Source organism: Actinomadura verrucosospora (assembly GCF_039540335.1).
Lineage (GTDB): Bacteria > Actinomycetota > Actinomycetes > Streptosporangiales > Streptosporangiaceae > Spirillospora > Spirillospora verrucosospora.
The window spans coordinates 267,490-283,887 of sequence record NZ_BAABEV010000002.1 but is presented as its reverse complement, the minus strand read 5'-3'; the positions used below and the strand labels follow the sequence as shown (position 1 = coordinate 283,887).

14 protein-coding genes and 2 pseudogenes are annotated in these 16,398 nt (G+C 69.2%); 5 read left to right on the top strand and 11 right to left on the bottom strand.

Translation table 11 applies throughout. The annotated features are described in order from the left end of the window. Positions 1-80: 80 nt before the first annotated feature. A pseudogene (locus ABD944_RS03660) lies at positions 81-674 on the bottom strand (DUF6461 domain-containing protein); the annotation flags it as partial. 223 nt (positions 675-897) lie between these two features. Between ABD944_RS03660 and ABD944_RS03655 the strand changes: the two are divergent. Next, on the top strand, positions 898-2,214 hold the full coding sequence (locus ABD944_RS03655; RefSeq protein ID WP_345172350.1) for an MFS transporter: 1,317 nt from the start codon (positions 898-900) through the stop codon (positions 2,212-2,214). Positions 2,215-2,439: 225 nt separating this feature from the next. Here the strand turns inward: ABD944_RS03655 and ABD944_RS03650 are convergent, their stop codons facing one another. After that, positions 2,440-2,583, bottom strand: coding sequence for a hypothetical protein (locus ABD944_RS03650; RefSeq protein ID WP_345172348.1), 144 nt, complete (start codon positions 2,581-2,583; stop codon positions 2,440-2,442). 152 nt (positions 2,584-2,735) lie between these two features. Between ABD944_RS03650 and ABD944_RS03645 the strand changes: the two genes are divergently transcribed. The 3 genes from ABD944_RS03645 to ABD944_RS03635 all read left to right on the top strand — a co-directional run bounded on the left by ABD944_RS03645 (position 2,736) and on the right by ABD944_RS03635 (position 5,230). Next, positions 2,736-3,149, top strand: coding sequence for a hypothetical protein (locus ABD944_RS03645; protein ID WP_345172346.1), 414 nt, complete (start codon positions 2,736-2,738; stop codon positions 3,147-3,149). Between the two features lie 108 nt (positions 3,150-3,257). Next, on the top strand, positions 3,258-4,412 hold the full coding sequence (locus ABD944_RS03640) for an MGDG synthase family glycosyltransferase (protein WP_345172344.1): 1,155 nt from the start codon (positions 3,258-3,260) through the stop codon (positions 4,410-4,412). Next, entirely contained in the window at positions 4,409-5,230 is an 822-nt protein-coding gene (locus tag ABD944_RS03635) for a polysaccharide deacetylase family protein (RefSeq protein ID WP_345172342.1), read from the top strand. The genes ABD944_RS03640 and ABD944_RS03635 overlap by 4 nt, the downstream gene beginning before the upstream one ends. A gap of 214 nt (positions 5,231-5,444) precedes the next feature. Here ABD944_RS03635 and ABD944_RS03630 read toward each other — a convergent pair whose 3' ends face one another. Continuing rightward, complete coding sequence (locus ABD944_RS03630; RefSeq protein WP_345172340.1) at positions 5,445-6,365, bottom strand: SEC-C metal-binding domain-containing protein; 921 nt, start codon at positions 6,363-6,365, stop codon at positions 5,445-5,447. 193 nt (positions 6,366-6,558) lie between these two features. Between ABD944_RS03630 and ABD944_RS03625 the strand changes: the two genes are divergently transcribed. After that, positions 6,559-6,936 (top strand): nuclear transport factor 2 family protein, encoded by a 378-nt coding sequence (locus ABD944_RS03625; protein WP_345172337.1) that lies wholly within the window; start codon positions 6,559-6,561, stop codon positions 6,934-6,936. A 72-nt stretch (positions 6,937-7,008) separates the two neighbouring features. On the opposite strand, the pseudogene ABD944_RS03620 reads toward ABD944_RS03625, so the two are convergent. From ABD944_RS03620 to ABD944_RS03585, 8 genes and pseudogenes are all read right to left on the bottom strand, one after another. Beyond that, positions 7,009-7,182 (bottom strand): annotated as a pseudogene (locus ABD944_RS03620) (IS630 family transposase); the annotation flags it as partial. Between the two features lie 465 nt (positions 7,183-7,647). After that, positions 7,648-8,874, bottom strand: coding sequence for an FUSC family protein (locus ABD944_RS03615; protein WP_345172335.1), 1,227 nt, complete (start codon positions 8,872-8,874; stop codon positions 7,648-7,650). 18 nt (positions 8,875-8,892) lie between these two features. After that, positions 8,893-10,485: an FAD-dependent oxidoreductase gene (locus ABD944_RS03610; RefSeq protein WP_345172334.1), complete on the bottom strand. Its 1,593-nt coding sequence runs from the start codon at positions 10,483-10,485 to the stop codon at positions 8,893-8,895. After that, the gene (gene trxA / locus ABD944_RS03605) at positions 10,469-10,855 is read right to left on the bottom strand and encodes a thioredoxin (protein WP_345172332.1); all 387 of its coding nucleotides are present in this window, start codon (positions 10,853-10,855) and stop codon (positions 10,469-10,471) included. The genes ABD944_RS03610 and trxA overlap by 17 nt, the downstream gene beginning before the upstream one ends. A 79-nt stretch (positions 10,856-10,934) precedes the next feature. Next, the gene (locus ABD944_RS03600; protein WP_345172330.1) at positions 10,935-11,159 is read right to left on the bottom strand and encodes an Hsp20/alpha crystallin family protein; all 225 of its coding nucleotides are present in this window, start codon (positions 11,157-11,159) and stop codon (positions 10,935-10,937) included. A 77-nt stretch (positions 11,160-11,236) separates the two neighbouring features. Further along, positions 11,237-12,811 (bottom strand): Na+/H+ antiporter, encoded by a 1,575-nt coding sequence (locus ABD944_RS03595; protein ID WP_345172328.1) that lies wholly within the window; start codon positions 12,809-12,811, stop codon positions 11,237-11,239. A 170-nt stretch (positions 12,812-12,981) separates the two neighbouring features. Beyond that, on the bottom strand, positions 12,982-15,801 hold the full coding sequence (locus tag ABD944_RS03590; protein WP_345172326.1) for an ATP-binding protein: 2,820 nt from the start codon (positions 15,799-15,801) through the stop codon (positions 12,982-12,984). Positions 15,802-15,947: 146 nt separating this feature from the next. Then, the gene (locus ABD944_RS03585) at positions 15,948-16,397 is read right to left on the bottom strand and encodes a DUF1931 family protein (protein WP_345172324.1); all 450 of its coding nucleotides are present in this window, start codon (positions 16,395-16,397) and stop codon (positions 15,948-15,950) included. Position 16,398: the final 1 nt, after the last annotated feature.

The following is a 16,398-nucleotide window of genomic DNA, read 5'->3' as shown; positions in this document are numbered from 1 at the left end:
CCTGAGCGCGTGACGTGCGAGCTGGCGATCACCGTAAGTGCGTCGGCCAAAAAGCGGTTCTGGATCAAATTTGTGAAGAGTCACTGTTCGTGAGGAATCAGTCGGTGTGGGCCGGTGAGGACGGTTGTGAAAGCCTCGCCGGTTTTGGTCACGGAGTTCGAGGATGGAGCTGTCCGCTGAAGACGGGCGTCTTGATCAAGTCTTCGTGCGGGAGTCCGATGCCGAGGTCTTCGGCGACCCGATAGAAGAGTCCGCGGGAGCCCCAGGGGCCCGTAGTCGTTGCTATCCGGGTCGGCCTCCAGTGCGCGCAGTGTGGCATCGAAGCGGTGGGGGTCGCTCCCGGTGCGGTCTTCGGGACGGAGGCTGAGCAAGGTGTTGATGCCGGTGACCAGGCGCCCGTCTTCGGCGTAGCGGAACTCGACCATGGGCTTTTCGTTGGCGTGCAGCACCACGGCTGTCGTGTCGGCCGAGACCCTGCGCACCAGTTCGTCGTCTTCGACGCACAACCAACTGCCGTGCTCCCACGCCCATGCCCACGACGCATACCGTCCGGCGGACACCACGTAGGCGTCGTCGTCGTAGAGGACGTCACCGAACTCATCGAGGAAGACGTCCTGGCCGCGCAGAGCCAAAGTGGCCGATTCGGCACCCATCCGGTCCAAAAGCTGCCTCGCGGTGAGGCCGCGTCACGAAGACGGCTACCCCAAGGAGTGGGCGAGGGCGTTCTGCGCGCGGACGATTGGGCGCTTGGGTGAGGTCGGAGTCGCCCGACACATCCAGTGTCGCGATTCTCACCCTTCCCAGCCGACCTCTTGCTTTGCCGTGCGCTGGCAGGACGGTCCCTGCGGTGGCGTGCAGAGGCGCCACGGCAAGACCACACAAACGAAAGGACCAACAATGTCCGACATCTCGGGTGCAGGTGGAGCCGACTCCGCCAGGGAGGGCTCGCCGAGCAGCGCTCCTCAAGCGGCTCAGCAGGACCTCAGGCTGTTCCGCTCGATGCGGAACCATCGCAACTACCGGCTGCTCATGCCGAGTCAGGGCATCTCCAGCATCGGCGGTTGGATGCAGATGACCGCACAGGACTGGTTGGTGCTGGAACTGACGCACGGCAGCGGCACCGCGGTCGGCATCACGGCCGGTCTGCAACTGCTGCCGGCACTGCTGTTCGGCCTGTACGGCAGTGTCCTGGCCGACCGGTACCCCAAGCGGCGCATTCTCATGATCAGCCAGGCGGTGATGGGCACGCTCGCGCTCGTGCTCGGCCTGCTCACCGTCACCGGCTCCGTCAGCGTGTGGAATGTGTACGCCCTGGCGTTCGGCCTCGGCCTGGCCGTGACAGTGGACAGCCCGGCCCGGATGGCGTTCACCTTCGAGGTCGTGGGGCCACGCGACGTGTCCAACGCCATCGGCCTGAACAACGCGCTGTTCAACACAACGATGATCCTCGGCCCGGCCGTCGCCGGCGTGCTGATCGCCGCCGTCGGCACCGGTCCGGTCTTCCTCATCAACGCCGCGTCGTTCGCCGCCATGGAACTCGGGCTCTACCTCATGCGTGAGGACGAGCTGTACGTCAAGGCTCCGATGCCGCGGGCAAAAGGCCAGCTGCGCGAGGGCCTGCGCTACGTCCGGCAGCGCCGCGACCTGCTCATGCTGATGACCATCATGCTGCTGGTCTCCGCGTTCGGCATGAACTTCGCGGTGACCGATGCCCTGATGAGCCGAGAGGTCTTCCATACCGGAGCCTCGTCATTCGGCCTCGTCACGGCGATGGCGGCAGTCGGCGGGCTGGTCGGCTCACTGCTCACCGCCCGTCGGAAGCAGCCGAGTATGCGGGACATGCTGGCCGCGGCGGCGGTCTTCGGGATCCTGGTGACCGCGACCGGACTGATGCCGCACTACTGGGCCTTCGCTGCCATGCAGCTACCGACGGGCATGGCGTTGATGACCTTCACCACGACGGCCTACTCGCTCACGCAGCTGGGCGCCCCGGAGGAGTTGCGCGGCAGGGTGATGGGCCTGTACCTGCTGGTGATCACCGGGAGCTCGCTTGTCGGCTATCCCCTGATCGGCTGGCTGGCCGAGACCTTCGGGCCACGTTCGACGCTGGTCGTCGCCGGCCTGGCTTCGCTGGCCTCAGTTGTGGGCACCGTCGCCTTCATGGCGCCGGTGGCCGCAAAACTGCTCGCACGCGGAACAGCACCGCGGACCTGAACACCCTTCGCCGGCACACAGCGCCGGCGCAACTAACACTCAACGAGTGCTCCATCGCGGGGCCCGGCACCAGCCGGGCCCCGCTTTGTATGGACAGCCTGCTCCCGACCGCAGCCCGCGCATGCGGGGATGATTCGTTCAGCGCCTCTGAGACATGAGCGCACCGCATCACAGACTCCATCGACACGCACCGACAAGCACCCGCACTCGCCACCGCCACACGGCCTACGCCGACTTGCCCGAACGGAACACCGCGTCGGCCACCTCGGCGCCCCGAGTGATCACCGGCCTGAGCTGGTACCGGTAGGCCTCCCCGGTGACCGCCGGAGAGGAGTGCCCGCACAGATCGGCGATCGCCTCGATGGGCACTCCGGGGCAGGCGGCGCTCCTGGAGCAGGCGGGATGGTCAAAGGTGAACCTAGTGCCACCCCGAGTCGGATAGCCGCGTTACTGTTCTTCGCTCTCGAAACGACGACGCTGATCCCGTGCCCCATGAGCTGGGCACGGAAGGAGATCACCCCATGGCCACCAGCGCGGCGCCCGTCGAGCAGTGCCTGACCGGCACCCCGTGGGCGATTCGGCTCGTCCGGGCAGCTAAGGAGCGGCCCGCGCTGGAGATGTACGAGGCAGAGACCCTGGTCGACGTCCTCGTGCGGTCATCGGTGGCGCCGGAGATGCTGCGGGGCGCCCGGCGCGCCGTCTCCTGCGGACGCCCGTGCGCCATCGCCTGGGGCCGGCTGCCGGCCGATTCGACACTCCCGGCAGTGCTGTTCACCGGCGGCCGATTGGCCGGCCGGAAGCAGCGCGCCGAAGTGATCGCGGTCGGCGGGTTCTGCTGGCTGGCCATCGTGTACGGGCGGTTCACCACCGTCGGCGTCGAGCACCGCGGCACCTTGTGCGGACGCCTGCGCATCCGGCGCGCCCGCCGGTCGTGACGGTCGCCGCCGACGCAGAACGCGCGGCGACGAGCGATCCCTTCCCTGACTCCCCCTCCGGCCGGCGACGGCCGAGTTCCGTCGCGTCGAGACAGAAGGCACCAGGTCGTGACCCCCTCCTTGATCCACCCCGGCACGAGACGGCACGTCACGATCGTGTCGGCGAGCGTCGGCGCCGGGCACGACGGTGCGGCGAGCGAGCTGGCCCGCCGGCTCGGCGAAGCCGGATTCACCGTCGACCGCCACGACTATCTCGACCTCCTCCCAGCCTCCCTCGGCTGCCTCCTTCGGCAGACGTACGCGCTGCAACTGCGAGCCGCCCCGGAAAGCTGGGAACGGTTGTTCACCGCGCTGGACCGGCGCAGGAAACTCGCGGCGGCGGCGCGTGCCCTGAGCGGGCTGGCCGCCCGTCGCCTCGCCCATACGGCGGCGGGCTCCGACGTCGTCGTGTCGACCTACCCCCTCGCGAGCCAGGCGTTGGGCCGGCTGCGGCGGCGCGGCGCGCTCCGAGTCCCGGTCGTCACCTACCTCACCGACATGTCCGTGCACCCTCTATGGATCGCCGAAAGGGCCGACGCCCACCTGGCGCTGCACCCGACGGCGGCGGCGCAGGCGCGACGGCTCGGCGCGGCCAACGTCCAGGTGTGCGCGCCCGCCGTACGACCCGGTTTTCGGCCCGCCTCGTCCGTCCTCGAACGGCAGCTGGCACGACTGCACTTCGGCCTGCCGGACGACGACCGCCTGGCCCTGGTGGTCGCGGGGGCCTGGGGATCCGGGGACGTGGCGGCCACCGCACGGGACGTGGCCGCGTCCCGGCTGGTCACGCCGGTCGTCGTGTGCGGGCGCAACACCGCGCTGCGGGAGGCGCTCGCCCGCTCCGGCGTCGGCGTCACGCTCGGCTGGGTCGAGGACATGCCGACGTTGATGCGCGCCTGTGACCTCGTGATTCAGAACGCCGGCGGTCTCAGCTCCCTCGAGGCGCTGGCGTCCGGCCTGCCCGTCATCAGCTACCGCTGCCTTCCGGGACACGGCAGGACCAACGCCGCCGCTTTGGAGGAGTCCGGATGGGCGCCGTGGGCACGCAGACCCGACGAGCTGCCCGAGGCGTTGTTCGCGGCGCTGACGGCACCCCGCGCCATGGGGTACACCGGAGCCGCCGACCCGGCGGCGATCGTCGCCGCCCTGGCGACCGGACGAGACCCCGCGGCCACCGGCCGGCCCGCGTCCATGGAGGTTTCCGAGATGGTGGAGGCGTCCCGATGAGCGCCACGCGTCTCGCCGTGACGGCGGCAGGTGTCCTCGCCACCGCACATGCCTCGCCGGCCGTCACGTCGATCGGGCCGCTGCGCCGGCAGCTGTTCCCCGGGCTGGCCGGCGTCGGCGAACCCGGCCATGTGGCGCTCACGTTCGACGACGGTCCGGACCCGCGCTCGACGCCGGCGTTCCTGACCGTCTTGCGGGAGCACGGGGTGAAGGCCACTTACTTCCTGCTCGGCCGGATGCTCAAGGCCGCCCCGGACCTGGGCCGGAGCCTCGCCGAGTCAGGACACGAGATCGCCGTCCACGGTTGGGAGCACCGCTGCATGCTGCTGCGTGGGCCCGCCGCGACCTACGACGACCTGGCCCGGGCGATGGAGTCGATCGTCAACGTCACCGGGACGGTGCCGCGATGGTACCGGCCCCCCTACGGTGTGCTGAGCCTCTCGGCCTTGCGGGCGGCCCGCCGCCTAAGCCTCACACCGGTCCTCTGGACGAACTGGGGAAGGGACTGGACGCGCGCGGCGACCCCCGCCTCCATCCTCGCGACCCTCACGCGCGACCTCGACGGTGGAGGAACCGTGCTCCTCCACGACTCCGACTGCACATCGGCACCCGACTCGTGGAGGAAGACGCTCGACGCGCTGCCGCCGCTCTTGGAGTGGATACGCGACCGCGGCCTGTCGATCGGTCCCCTACGCGACCACGGGCTGGACGCGCCGCGACAAGGCCCTCGGCCTACCGCCCCGCCCGGCGCAGGCCCTGAAATGGGGTTTCACGCGGATAGAAAAACATGGAATAACAACTCATCATCGCGACACTGACCCAGATATAGCGGACAAGGGAACACTGGAGAACTTCCGAGGGAGGTGTGGATCCGGCATCGGAGAGAGGAGCTGATGAAGTACTTCAATCGATGTCGCGGAAGCGCGCGTTCCTGGACGCGCTGGGCCGCAGCACGGACGCAGGGCGGGAGCGTGCGTTGCAGCTGCGGACCCGATCGGGGCCTCGTCTCTGCTGCGGCGGGCCGACCAAGGCTTATGGTCGGTTCGCGCCCGGCTGCCGACAGCAGCGCTTGTATTTGCGGCCGGAACCGCAGGGGCATGGATCGTTGCGGCCGTGACGGTCGATGCGCTCCACTCCGGTGCCCGACTGCAGCGCCGCCACTTTCCGCGGTAGGAATTGCGCTCGAAACCGCATGTAGAGATTGAGGTTCTCCCGAGTTTGACTGGTTCCGAGTCCGTCGGCCTGCTGGTCGCGCGGCAACTGGATGGCCTCTTGTACCGGGGGAAGCCACTCCAACTGCCCGAGACCCTTGAGGCAGACACCGTGCCGGAATAGCGCCCGCGCCAGGTCCTCACGGCTGGCGAGGTTGCGGACCGCAACACTGCGAAGCATTTCGACCATGCGGCGGGCGACCCACTCGGCGTCGGGTGTGCGCTTCGCGGTGAGAAGGGGCTTCATCAGGTCGCCGAGCAGTCCTGCCACGTTCAGCACGTCGACGTCCTCGGCGGGATCGGCGTTCTCGGCATCCTTGATCGCACGGAAGGCCGCCGCACAGGCATCGTCGAGCTCGCCGTTCTCGGCCCTGGCGACGGCCAGGGCGGCGTAGGCGCGGGCGATGACGAGGCGCGGCGCCTCCGTTCGGCCGAGCACCGCCACCGCTTCGCCGCCGCAGGCGGCGGCGTCCTCGCTCCGGCCGCAATGTCTGAGCAGGTGGCAGCGTTCGGTGAGGACGCGGCCCAGCAGCAGACCGGACGCACTTCCCTCATGGCGGCGGCACCAGTCCTCCCCATCGACCACTGGCGAGGCGGAATCGACGACGTCCGCGTCTTCGACCGCGCTCTCGTCCGCTCCCAGGTCCGGAGCGTCCTCCTCACCCGTACCTGAAAGCAGCGCTTCCGCCCTTTCATCGTCGTCCGTCAGAGGCGTACAGCGATTCTCGCCAGCAGAATCCACGCCTTTCTCCGCACATGACGGCGAAGGAGGCAAGGAGGGAGAGGGCTCTCGCGAACCGGCCTCTTGATCGTTTGTTAGCCACGTCCGCCACCAGCCTCAGCGGCGTATCTGGTGCTGTGACCGGGATGGTCCACCGTGATCGGAAGGCGGCTCGCGGGACGAGCGCACGCGCAACGCCTGGTATTACTGGGGCATGCAGGAAGAGACGGCGCGCTCCGCGATCGACACGTTCATCGCCGCGTTCAACGCCTCGGCCGACAGCTATGTGACTGCCCTGCTCTCCCAGGCCCTGACCACAGACGTGGTCTTCTGGGGGCCGTTGGGCCGCAGCGAAGGAATCGCGGCGGTCGAGCGGTTCGTGCTGGACATCCGGCGCCACCCGGCGGGGACCGGCACGATGACGCGCTGCTCAGCGGTGGACATGCCTGACGAGTGGGCCCGGTACCAGTGGGTCTTCACCACGCCGGACGGAGGCCCCCGCCTGGCGGGAACCGATGTCGTCCATCTGCGGCGGAGCCTCATCGACCAGGTCATCGTCTTTGCGGGGGAGATCGAGCCGTCTGCCTCCTGAGTCGTCCTTCTGTCGCTGTCCTCTTCGTGAACTTGTCCCTTTCGGCGCTCCGGGGCTGCGGTTCGCGGTCGCTCAGGCTGCGACGTTGAGTGAGCGTCTGCCCCAGCGGTTGACCTTCTCGCTGCGGATGCGGGCGCGTTCCTTTCGTTGGGCGGCGAGTACGTCGGGGTGGCGAGCGTTGGCGCTGCGCCAGCGCAGGTAGCGGTGAGGTGCCTGGGTTTGTGTGGGGTGGCTGCGGTGGTGGGCAACATTGATAGGCCACGCGTTCGGGAAGGCGGCCATGGCCAGGCGCGCTTGCGCGTTCGGGTCGGCCAGCGAAGGTGAGGGTGCGCCGCCCGCTGGTCGTGCTTCTCGCGTATGGACGGCGGCTCTTCGAGCAGCGTCGGCCTGGACGTGACGCTCCTGGAGGCTGCGCAGCTGAGCAAGGGTGTCGAGCAGGCATCGGCGGCGCGGTGGAGGTGACGGTGGCCGGTGACTCGGGCTGCGACCTGGAGGGCATCGGAGGCCGCCCAGCAGGCGTCCTGCGCGGAATGCAGGTTGGTGACGAGGTGCCGCCGGATCTGGGCGGTGGCGAAGGCCGCGGCACGGGCCGCGTCGTCGTAGACGCCGTTCTTCTTCATCTGCCCGGACGGCGCCGAGGCATTGGGGTCCTCAGTGGACTGAACGACGTTCCAGGTTGAAGGCGCTCGGGCCTTGTCGACGGGGAGGCGGTCAGGAGCGTGTTCGGCGTAGGTCTGTTCGCCGCCGGATCGGGCTGAGTGTGGCGGGCGGCGAAGGCTTGGGGATGCCGAGTCGGCGGTTTGGGCGTCCTTTGGTCAGCATCCGCCGCTCGGACTTCAGTTCGTTTCTCAAGCGGTCGAGATGAACGAGGACCTCACCATGGAGCGGCCAATCGGGGCTGTCGGCCCACAACAACTCGCCCAGTCTCACGCGCTCTTCGTGCGCGGCGGTCAGGTGATAGGCGAGAGGGTCCTCAAGGTCGGTCGTTCCTGTGGTGAACTGCTGGCGGCGCATTCGCCCGTAGGTGCTCAGCGCCGAGGCCAGATGTCCTAGCGCCGTGGCCAGGCGGCTGCGAGCGTCGCTCTGGGACAGAGGGTCCTCTCGCTCTGACTCGGACTCGTTGGCGTGGTCGGCGAGACAGCGGGCCAGGCCGCGGATGGTGATCCCGCAGTGTTCCAGAGCGGCCAGGGTCTCCCGTAGCGCCACCATTGCCCGCAACATTCCGACCCCCTGCGGATTGAGTCGGATGCTCTCCTCGGCTTGTGCGAGTTCGCCGTCCACGCGTTGGACGTCCCGGCTGAGGGAGCGGGCCTGGGCGAGCAACTCGCCGTACGTGCGCGGCTCGGTGCCCTTTTCAACTGCTTCGGCGATGTCATGGAGGTGGTGGGCCATGATGTCGCTCAGACCCTCCAAAGCCTCCTCCGCTGCCTGGATCCTGACGGGTGAGGTCAGGAGTCCGGCGATCAGGCCGGTGAGAGCGCCGGCAAGGGTCTCCACGATCCGTCCCGTGGCCGCGGCGCCGGTTCCGAGAGACAGGATGAGCATCGCGCTGATCGGCACCTCGAGGACATAGTTGCCGAGCCGCATCAAGACACCGCAGATCAGCGCGGCGGTGATGGTCAGGCCCAGGCTCCACCAACTGAATCCCACCAGGCTCGACAGCAGTGCCGCGACTATCACACCGACCACGACGCTGACGACGCGCTGCCAGACATGGCGAATGGTCTGGAACAGCGTGATCTGGAGGACGAGGATCGCGGTCAGAGGGGCGAGTACGGGCCTTGGACTGGTGTCGGGCAACCACGACGCGAACGCGAACGCGAGAACCGCTGTCACGGCGAGGCGAGCGATCTCGAAGGCCGTGGGCTGCGTCCGCAGCCGCCTCAGGCCCACGCGCGCCGGCGTGACGGCTGCGCGTATTCGCTGGTCACTGCTCATCTCACGCCCCACAGCCGTTTATCGGTTCAGGCGCACGAATGCCATGCGGACGGCCATCGCCCCCTCCCCCACCGCCGAAGCGACACGCTTGATCGAACCGCTTCGCACGTCACCAACGGCCAACACGCCGGGCAGGCTGGTCTCCAACGGCAGGGCTTGAGGTCCGCCGGTGCGCACGTATCCCTTGTCGTCGAGTTCGACCGTGTCCGCCAACCAGTCGACACAGGGCGCGGCTCCGATGAAGACGAACAACGCCCGAATCTCGAATCGGCGGGCTTCACTGGTCCGGTTGTTCACCGCGACTGCCTCCTCCAGAAAATCGTGTCCGTGCACTTCACGGATCTCTGTGTGGAGGAACACCTCTATTTCGGGACAGTGCTCGATCCGATCGACGAGGTAGCGCGACATGTTCTCGCCGAGTTCCGCACCCCGGACGAAGAGCAGGACACGGGTGGCGTGCCGAGCCAGGAACACGGCCGCCTGGCCGGCGGAGTTGCCGCCGCCGACGATGGCCACCGGCATGTGCCGACATTGCAGCGCCTCAACCTGGGTCGCCGCGTAGTACACCCCGGCGCCGTCGAAGTCTTCCAGGTGCGGGACGTCAAGCCGGCGATAGCGGGCGCCGGTCGCGATGACGACCGTCCGGCCGGAGAGTTCACCGCCTCCGCCGAGGTCGACGGTGTACCGGTCGCTGCGTACCCGCAGTCCCGTGGCCTCGCCGGGCACCTGTAGCTTCGCCCCGAATCTCCCGGCCTGGATGACCGCCCGATCGGCCAGATCCGCGCCCGAGATGCCGGCGGGGAAACCGAGGTAATTCTCGATCTTGGACGAGGTCCCGGCCTGCCCTCCGGTGGCGATGGCGTCAACGACCATCGTGTCCAGCCCCTCTGAGGAGCCGTACACGGCCGCGGCCAAGCCGGCCGGACCCGCGCCGATGATGAGGAGATCGTGTGCCGAGGAGGCCGGTGCCGGTGGCGGCAGCCCGAGAAGCCGGGGGAGTTCGTCGTCCCCCGGGTTGCGCAGCACCCGCTTCCCGTCCAGGATCACGACGGGTGTCTCCGACACCGGGATGCTGAGCCCCCTGAGCAGCGTCTCCGCGTCCTCGTCGTCCTCGACGTCGATCCATCGATGGGGCAGTCGGTTGCGCACGACGAAGTCGCGCAGTCGACGGCAGCGAGCGGAGAACCGTGAGCCGATGATCCGCAGCCCGGCGCCCTGCGCGATGAGCAGCGAACGGCGGATGAGGAACGCGCGCAGGACGAGATCGCCGAACCAGGGTTCCTGGGCGGCCAGCTCGCGCAGCCGTCTGGGCGGCATCGCGATCACCTCGCCCGGCTCGGCGACGCGGGCCGTGAGGAACGTGGGCTGACCCGTCAGCAGGCCCAGTTCGCCGAGGAAGCGTCCCGGACCGTGCACGCGAATGACTTCGCCCTTGTCCAATATCTCCACCGTCCCGGCCAGGACCAGGAAGAAGGCATAGTCCCGGTCCCCTTCCGAGAAGAGGACATCGCCGCGGTGGGTCGGGCGTTGTTCGCCGTATGCCGCGACCAGCCCGATCTGCTCGCGGTCGAGCCGGGGGTAGGCGCCGTTCAGATCAGGTGTCTCTTCCAAGGGTTCCCTCCACCCACGTCCGGAGCGGCCCAGCGGGCACGGCGCCCGCTCGCTGGTCGATCACCTTCCCGTCACGCATCAGCAGCAGCGTGGGGACGGCACGAACGGCGAAGCGCTCCTGTATCTTCGGCGCCCGGTCGATGTCGATCTTCACGAGCTTCAGCCGTCCGGCCAGTTCGCGGGCGAGGTGCTCCAGTACCGGGCTGACCGTCCGGCATGGCGCGCACCAGGTCGCCCACAGGTCGACGATGACCGGCACCGAGGAGCGCTCGGCGACCTCGGCGAAGTCTTCGTCTCCGGCTTCTGCGATCCATGGGAGCGGCCGGTGGCAGTTCCCGCAGACCGGACCGCCGTCAGCGGCCGCCGGCACACGGTTCTTCTTTCCGCAGTGCTCACAACGGACGATCACCGGCTCCTCCAGCGGATGTGGTCGAAGCGCCCTGGAAGGGTCAGTCCCTGACCTCGACGTGGCGGTCCTTCTCGGTCGTGGACTCGGGGACCGTCACGGTCAGCACGCCGTCGGCGAGGTTCGCGTCGACCCGGCCGGCGTCAATGTCGCCGGGCGGGAACACCCGGTACTCGAACCGGCCGGTGCGCCGCTGCTTGCGATGCCGCAGTCCGCGGCTCTCCCGCTCCTTGACCTCCCCCGTGATGGTCGGTTCCCGGTCGTGCACGTTCTCTATAGAGAGCGTTGCCCGTCCGTCCGGTCCGGCACATCCTCAGAGTTGACAGGTGTGGGCAGCGCCCCCGGTCAGCCGACTTCCCGGATGTCGGGGTCCTCTAGATCGAGCCATCGGTCCACGGCCCGCAGGCCCTCGACGCTGATCTTGCCCTTGGAGTAGAGCCGGCGCAGCTTCTCTCGCTGTGTCCGCACCAACTCGCGGCGGAGGCTCAGGGAGTCGGTCACCTCCTCGTCGAGGTCCTCGCCGAACTCAGTGCCGATCTGTTCCAGGAGGTCCTCGTACAGCTGGCGGAAGGTCCTGCCGGTGCGACCATCGACCTCGCCGTTCTCGATGAGTTCGTCGAGCCGGGCCAGGGCGGCTTCCACCACGGCCATCTTCGCCTCCCGGTACTCGATCCGGACGCGGTCGGACTCGGCCAGGCCCAGCCGTCTCAGCAGGCCGGGCATCGTGGTCGCACATCCGATCAGGGTGATGAACACGACGGCGCCGGTCACGAAGAGCCGCTCGCCGCGCCGTTCCGGCGGCAGGCCCGGCGCGGAGGCCGGCAGGGACAGCACGATCGCCAGTGAGATCGCGCCTCGCATGCCGCTCCAGCCGATGGCGAGCCTGCCGCGCCAGGGCAGATGATCGAAGGCGATGTGCCGGCCGGGCAGGTACCGGGAGAGCGGGAAGACGAACTGCGTCCAGGCCAGCCGCAGGGCCAGGATGACAGCCGCGACCGCTGCCGCGCCGAGAATCGCCGACGGCCATGCCGCGCCGGTCAACTGGCGCACGATGACGCGTATCTCAAGGCCGAGCAAGACGAACAGTGCCGACTCCAGGAGGAAGACCAGCACCTGCCAGAACAGGTGACCGGGCAGCCGGGACGCCGGTTGGAGCACGCCCTCTCCGCGCGTGCCGAGGTAGAAGCCCGCGCAGACGGTGGCGAGCACCCCGGAGAAGCCGCGCTCGTCGGCCGGGACGAACGCGAGGTACGGCGTCAGGAGGGACACGACGATCTGGCTGCCGGGATCGCGGATCCGGCGGCGCAGGCGGGACGCGACGAACCCCACTGCCAGGCCGTACGCCACGCCGCCGGCGACTACTCCGGCCAGCCGCGCTATGCCGTGGCCGACGCTGAAGGGCGTTGTCAGCGCCTCGACGGCCAGCACGAAGGCGGTGAGCGCGACGGCGTCGTTGATGAGGTTCTCCCCTTCGATGATGGTCACGATCCGAACCGGCGCGTTCAGCCGCTTCATGATCGAGATTGCGGCGACGGGGTCGGTGGGGGCGACGGCGGCACCGAGGGCCAGGGCCGCCGCCCAGCCCAGGTCGGGCAGAACCCACCGCAGGACGGCGGCGACGGCGAAGGTGGTCACCGTTGTCAGGCCGATCGCGAGTGTCGTGATCGGCACGGCCTCCGCCTTCGCCTCGCGCGGGGCGCTGAAGAACGCCGCGTAGTAGACCAGCGGGGGCAGGAAGCCGAGCAGCACCACTTCCGGCGGCAGTTCGATCTCGGGCATGCCGGGCAGGAACGCGATCGCCGCGCCGAGCACGACGAGCAGGATCGCTTCGGGCATCCCTATGCGCGCCGACAGGGCCCGGGAGAGCAGGACGACGGCCGCGGTGGCCAGGACGACGATGAACACGGATTCCGGGCCCATGATCGCGGCCTTCCCTGTCAGGGCACGGCCAGCCGAAGACGCAGGTAGGGAAATGTCCAAGAGGCACTGATCTGCGGACGATCACTGCCGTCGACGCTCCGGCAAGCTGCTACCCGGCTGCCCTTGCCGGTCCGTTGCGTTTCCGGTCCAGGGCGTCTGTGGGCGGCGGGCTACTCGGCCTCCGGGCCGTCGGAGCTCTTCTTGGTATGCGCGTCGGGAGGGTCGTCGGAGTGTTCGAGGACCTGCCGCGCCAGTTCGACGCGCGAGCGGATGTCGAGTTTGCGGAAGACCTGCCGCAGGTGGAACGCGACGGTGTGGACGCTGACGAACAACTGATCGGCGATGCGCTGGTTGGTGAGCCCTTGGGAGACGAGCCCGGAGATCCGCTGCTCGGTCCCGGTGAGGCTGGCCCAGCCGGTCACGGGCCGATCGCGGCGTTCCCAGTGCCTGCGGCGTTCCCCCATCCGCCGCAGGCGCCCGCGGATGCGGGCCGCGTCCCGCTCGGCGCCGGCCGCCGCGTAGCGGGAGAGAGCCTCGTCGAACCACTGGATCGTACGACCGCGCGCGCCGCCCAGTCCGCTCAGCAGCATGCCGAGGTCCTCGTAGGCGGACGCGGATGACCAGTGGTCGGCGTGCTCCGCCCCGGCGTGTCGCAGGAGGTCCGGATCGCCGTGGAGCAGCCCGCGGGCGTGCTCGGCGGCGGCGGACAGACTGGGCAGCGTCGGGTTCATGTCGGCGAGCCGCTCGGCCGCGGCAACGGCCTTCTCGGCATGCCCGGGCTCACCCACCGCGACCGCCGTCCGGACCAGCCAGGCCGCCGCGGTCGGATCGCAGATCAGCACCCTGTTGTGCGTCGCCAGGCCGTCGAGGAGTCGGCTCACACCGGGCAGGGCGGCTCGCGGCCCGTCACGCGCCTCGGTCACCTGCGCCCGGATCAACTCGCTTCGGGTCAGGTCGAAGGGAGGGGACGCCGGGCCGGCCGCGTCCTTGCCTCCGAGGCTGTGCTCGGCGGCCGTCTCGAGATCGCCGGAGCGCAGCGCCGCGATGGACAGCGTGGACCTGGCGCAGGCGCCCAGCAGGCGCGCCCCGACCGCGTCGGCGGCTTCCAGAGCCGCCCTCGCCCCGCGGATCGCCTCCTCTGGACGCCCCTCAGCGAGGTCGATGCGAGATCGCACGATCGCCGATCCGGCCGCCCAGCCGTCGCGTCCGATCCCCTCGGCTCCGCCGGTCTCCAGCACCATCGTCCGCCGCGCCTCGTCCATGAGCCTGACGTCCACCAGGAACGAGGCCAATATCAGACCTGGGTGAAGCCGGCATTCATGGACGCCGTCGTTGGACACCTGCCGCACACCGGTTCGCGTGAGGTCGAGTGCGCCGACCAGATCGCCCTTGTCCCAGTCGTTCACGGCCAGGACGATGAGCGCCCCGGTCATCAGGCCACGGCCAGGCACGTCGACCGCCTTGAGGATCTCTCTGGCCCGTTCCAGCGCGCTTCCGCTCTCCTGGAGCCCGACCTCGGCCTGCAGGAGAGCGAGTTCGGCGCGGTCGCGCACCTCGTCCGTCAGATCAGGCATGTCCAGCACGGCCTTGGCCGTGTCCGACGCCTTGGCGGCCTGCCCCATCGGCACCAGGACGAAGGACAGCGCGGTCAGCAGTTCGGCGGTCGACGGGCCGGAGGCGCATCGATCGAGCGCGGCCTCCGCGAACTCCGCGGCCCCCATCAGGTCACCGGCGGTGACCAGCGTCCGCATCGCCGTCATCGTGCGCGCGAACCACAGCGGATCGGCGGGCTCGGTGAGCTCGAGCGCCCGTTGGGTCAGCTCGGCGGCGACCGCCGGGTCGGTGTCGACCATCTGCGCGCTCGCCCGGTCCAGGCTCTGGAGGACCTCCGGGACGCCTGAGACCGCCCCCGCCATGAGGTGGGCCGCCGCGGCCTTCACCCTCCCGCCGTGCTCCAGCAGGGTCCTGCCGATCTGCACATGCAGAGCCTGCCGGACGGGACCGGGGATATCCGTGATCAGCGATTCGCGCACCAGGTCGTGCCGGAACACCAGAGCGTCCTCATGCGCTGCCAGCAACTCGGTCGCCAGTATCGCCTCCAGTGACGGCAGTAGTTCGGAGGGGGTGATGCCAAGCAGGTCTGCGGCGACCAGGGGGTGGAACGCGGGCCCCAGCAGCGCAGCCACCTCGATAAGCCGCCGGGCCTCCGGATCCAGATCTTCCAGGCGGCCCTGGACGACGAGACGGGCCCGCTCCGGCAACCGCGAGGCGCTGAGGCGAGCGTGGCCCCGGGCGGTCACCACACAGCCCTCCTCGAGCAGTCCGTTCATCAGCTCGAGAAGCAGCAGCGGATTGCCGCCGGCCTTGTCTGCGAGCACGCGCAGGTCGGCATCAGGGCACGCGCCCAGAGTGGCGGTGACCAGCTCGAAGACGGCCTCATCCGGCAGAGGACGGAGCTGGAACAGGACGGCGCCGCGCGCCTTCAACCGGGAGAACAGCCGATCGGGCTCGGTGCCGCCGAAACCGGTCCGGCGCGCGAGAATCCACCACACGGGAGACGATGCGAGCCGGCTCGGCAGCGTCCGCAGCGCGAGGAGCGTCTCGGGATCGGCCCAGTCGAGATCGTCCAGCACGACCAGCAGCGGCGTGGAACGGGCCCGCCGTTCCAGTGCGACCCGCAGCCGCTCGGCCGAACGGTCCTGTCCGCCTGCCGACGGCGAAGGCGGACCAGGCTCGTCGAGTACCGACAGCAACGACTCCAGGTCCGCGGGCCGGCGCAGTTCGGGGGCCGTATCCGGGTCCACCACCGAGAAACCCTCGTCGGCGGCGATCCGCGCGGCCTCCTCGAGCAGGCGGGTCCGCCCGATGCCCGGCTCCCCCTCGACGAGCATGACCCTCGGGCCGTCGACGCGCGTCAGCAACTCGCCGATGCTCGCTTGTTCCCGTTGGCGACCGAACGTCGCGCCCCGCGTCGGCGGTCTGCCCTCCATGCGGGCAACGTGCCCGTGATTGCGGCGATTACGCGACCGCCGACGCACGACTGTCTCATTTGCGGGCAAATTAAATAAAACTGACGTTAAGGCATAACCCTGCGCAGATCACATCTATCACGAACCGGTCAAAGCAGCGGTCCCGCTCACAAGAGCAGGTCAAACAGGCGCTGGACACGCTCCCACTGCGTGGTCTGCGGGTTGCGCCGGTCCGGGAACACGATCCGGAAGGCCTGCGACAGCGCGTAGGAAAGGCCGCCCGCGATTTCGGGAAGCTTCTCGTCGGTGACATCGCGGACCGCGATGTCCAGCGGCGGCCGCCTCGCCAGCAGCTCCAGGATCGGCTCGACCTCGATCTCCTCGTCCAGCCGGCGGAACCGGTGGATGCACTCCTGCAGGCCCTTCGTGATCGGGAGGTCGAACGGCTCGATGATGTCGCGCCCGTTCGCCTTCGCCTTGGCCTGCCCGATGAGGAGCAGGTCGTACAGCTTGGCGTCAAGGAACTCGTGGTAGCGCCGCAGATCGTTCTTGTCGACGTCCACCCCGGAGGCAGACCTGAAGAAGCGCTCGAACCTGCTGATTCCCATCACGGCCATG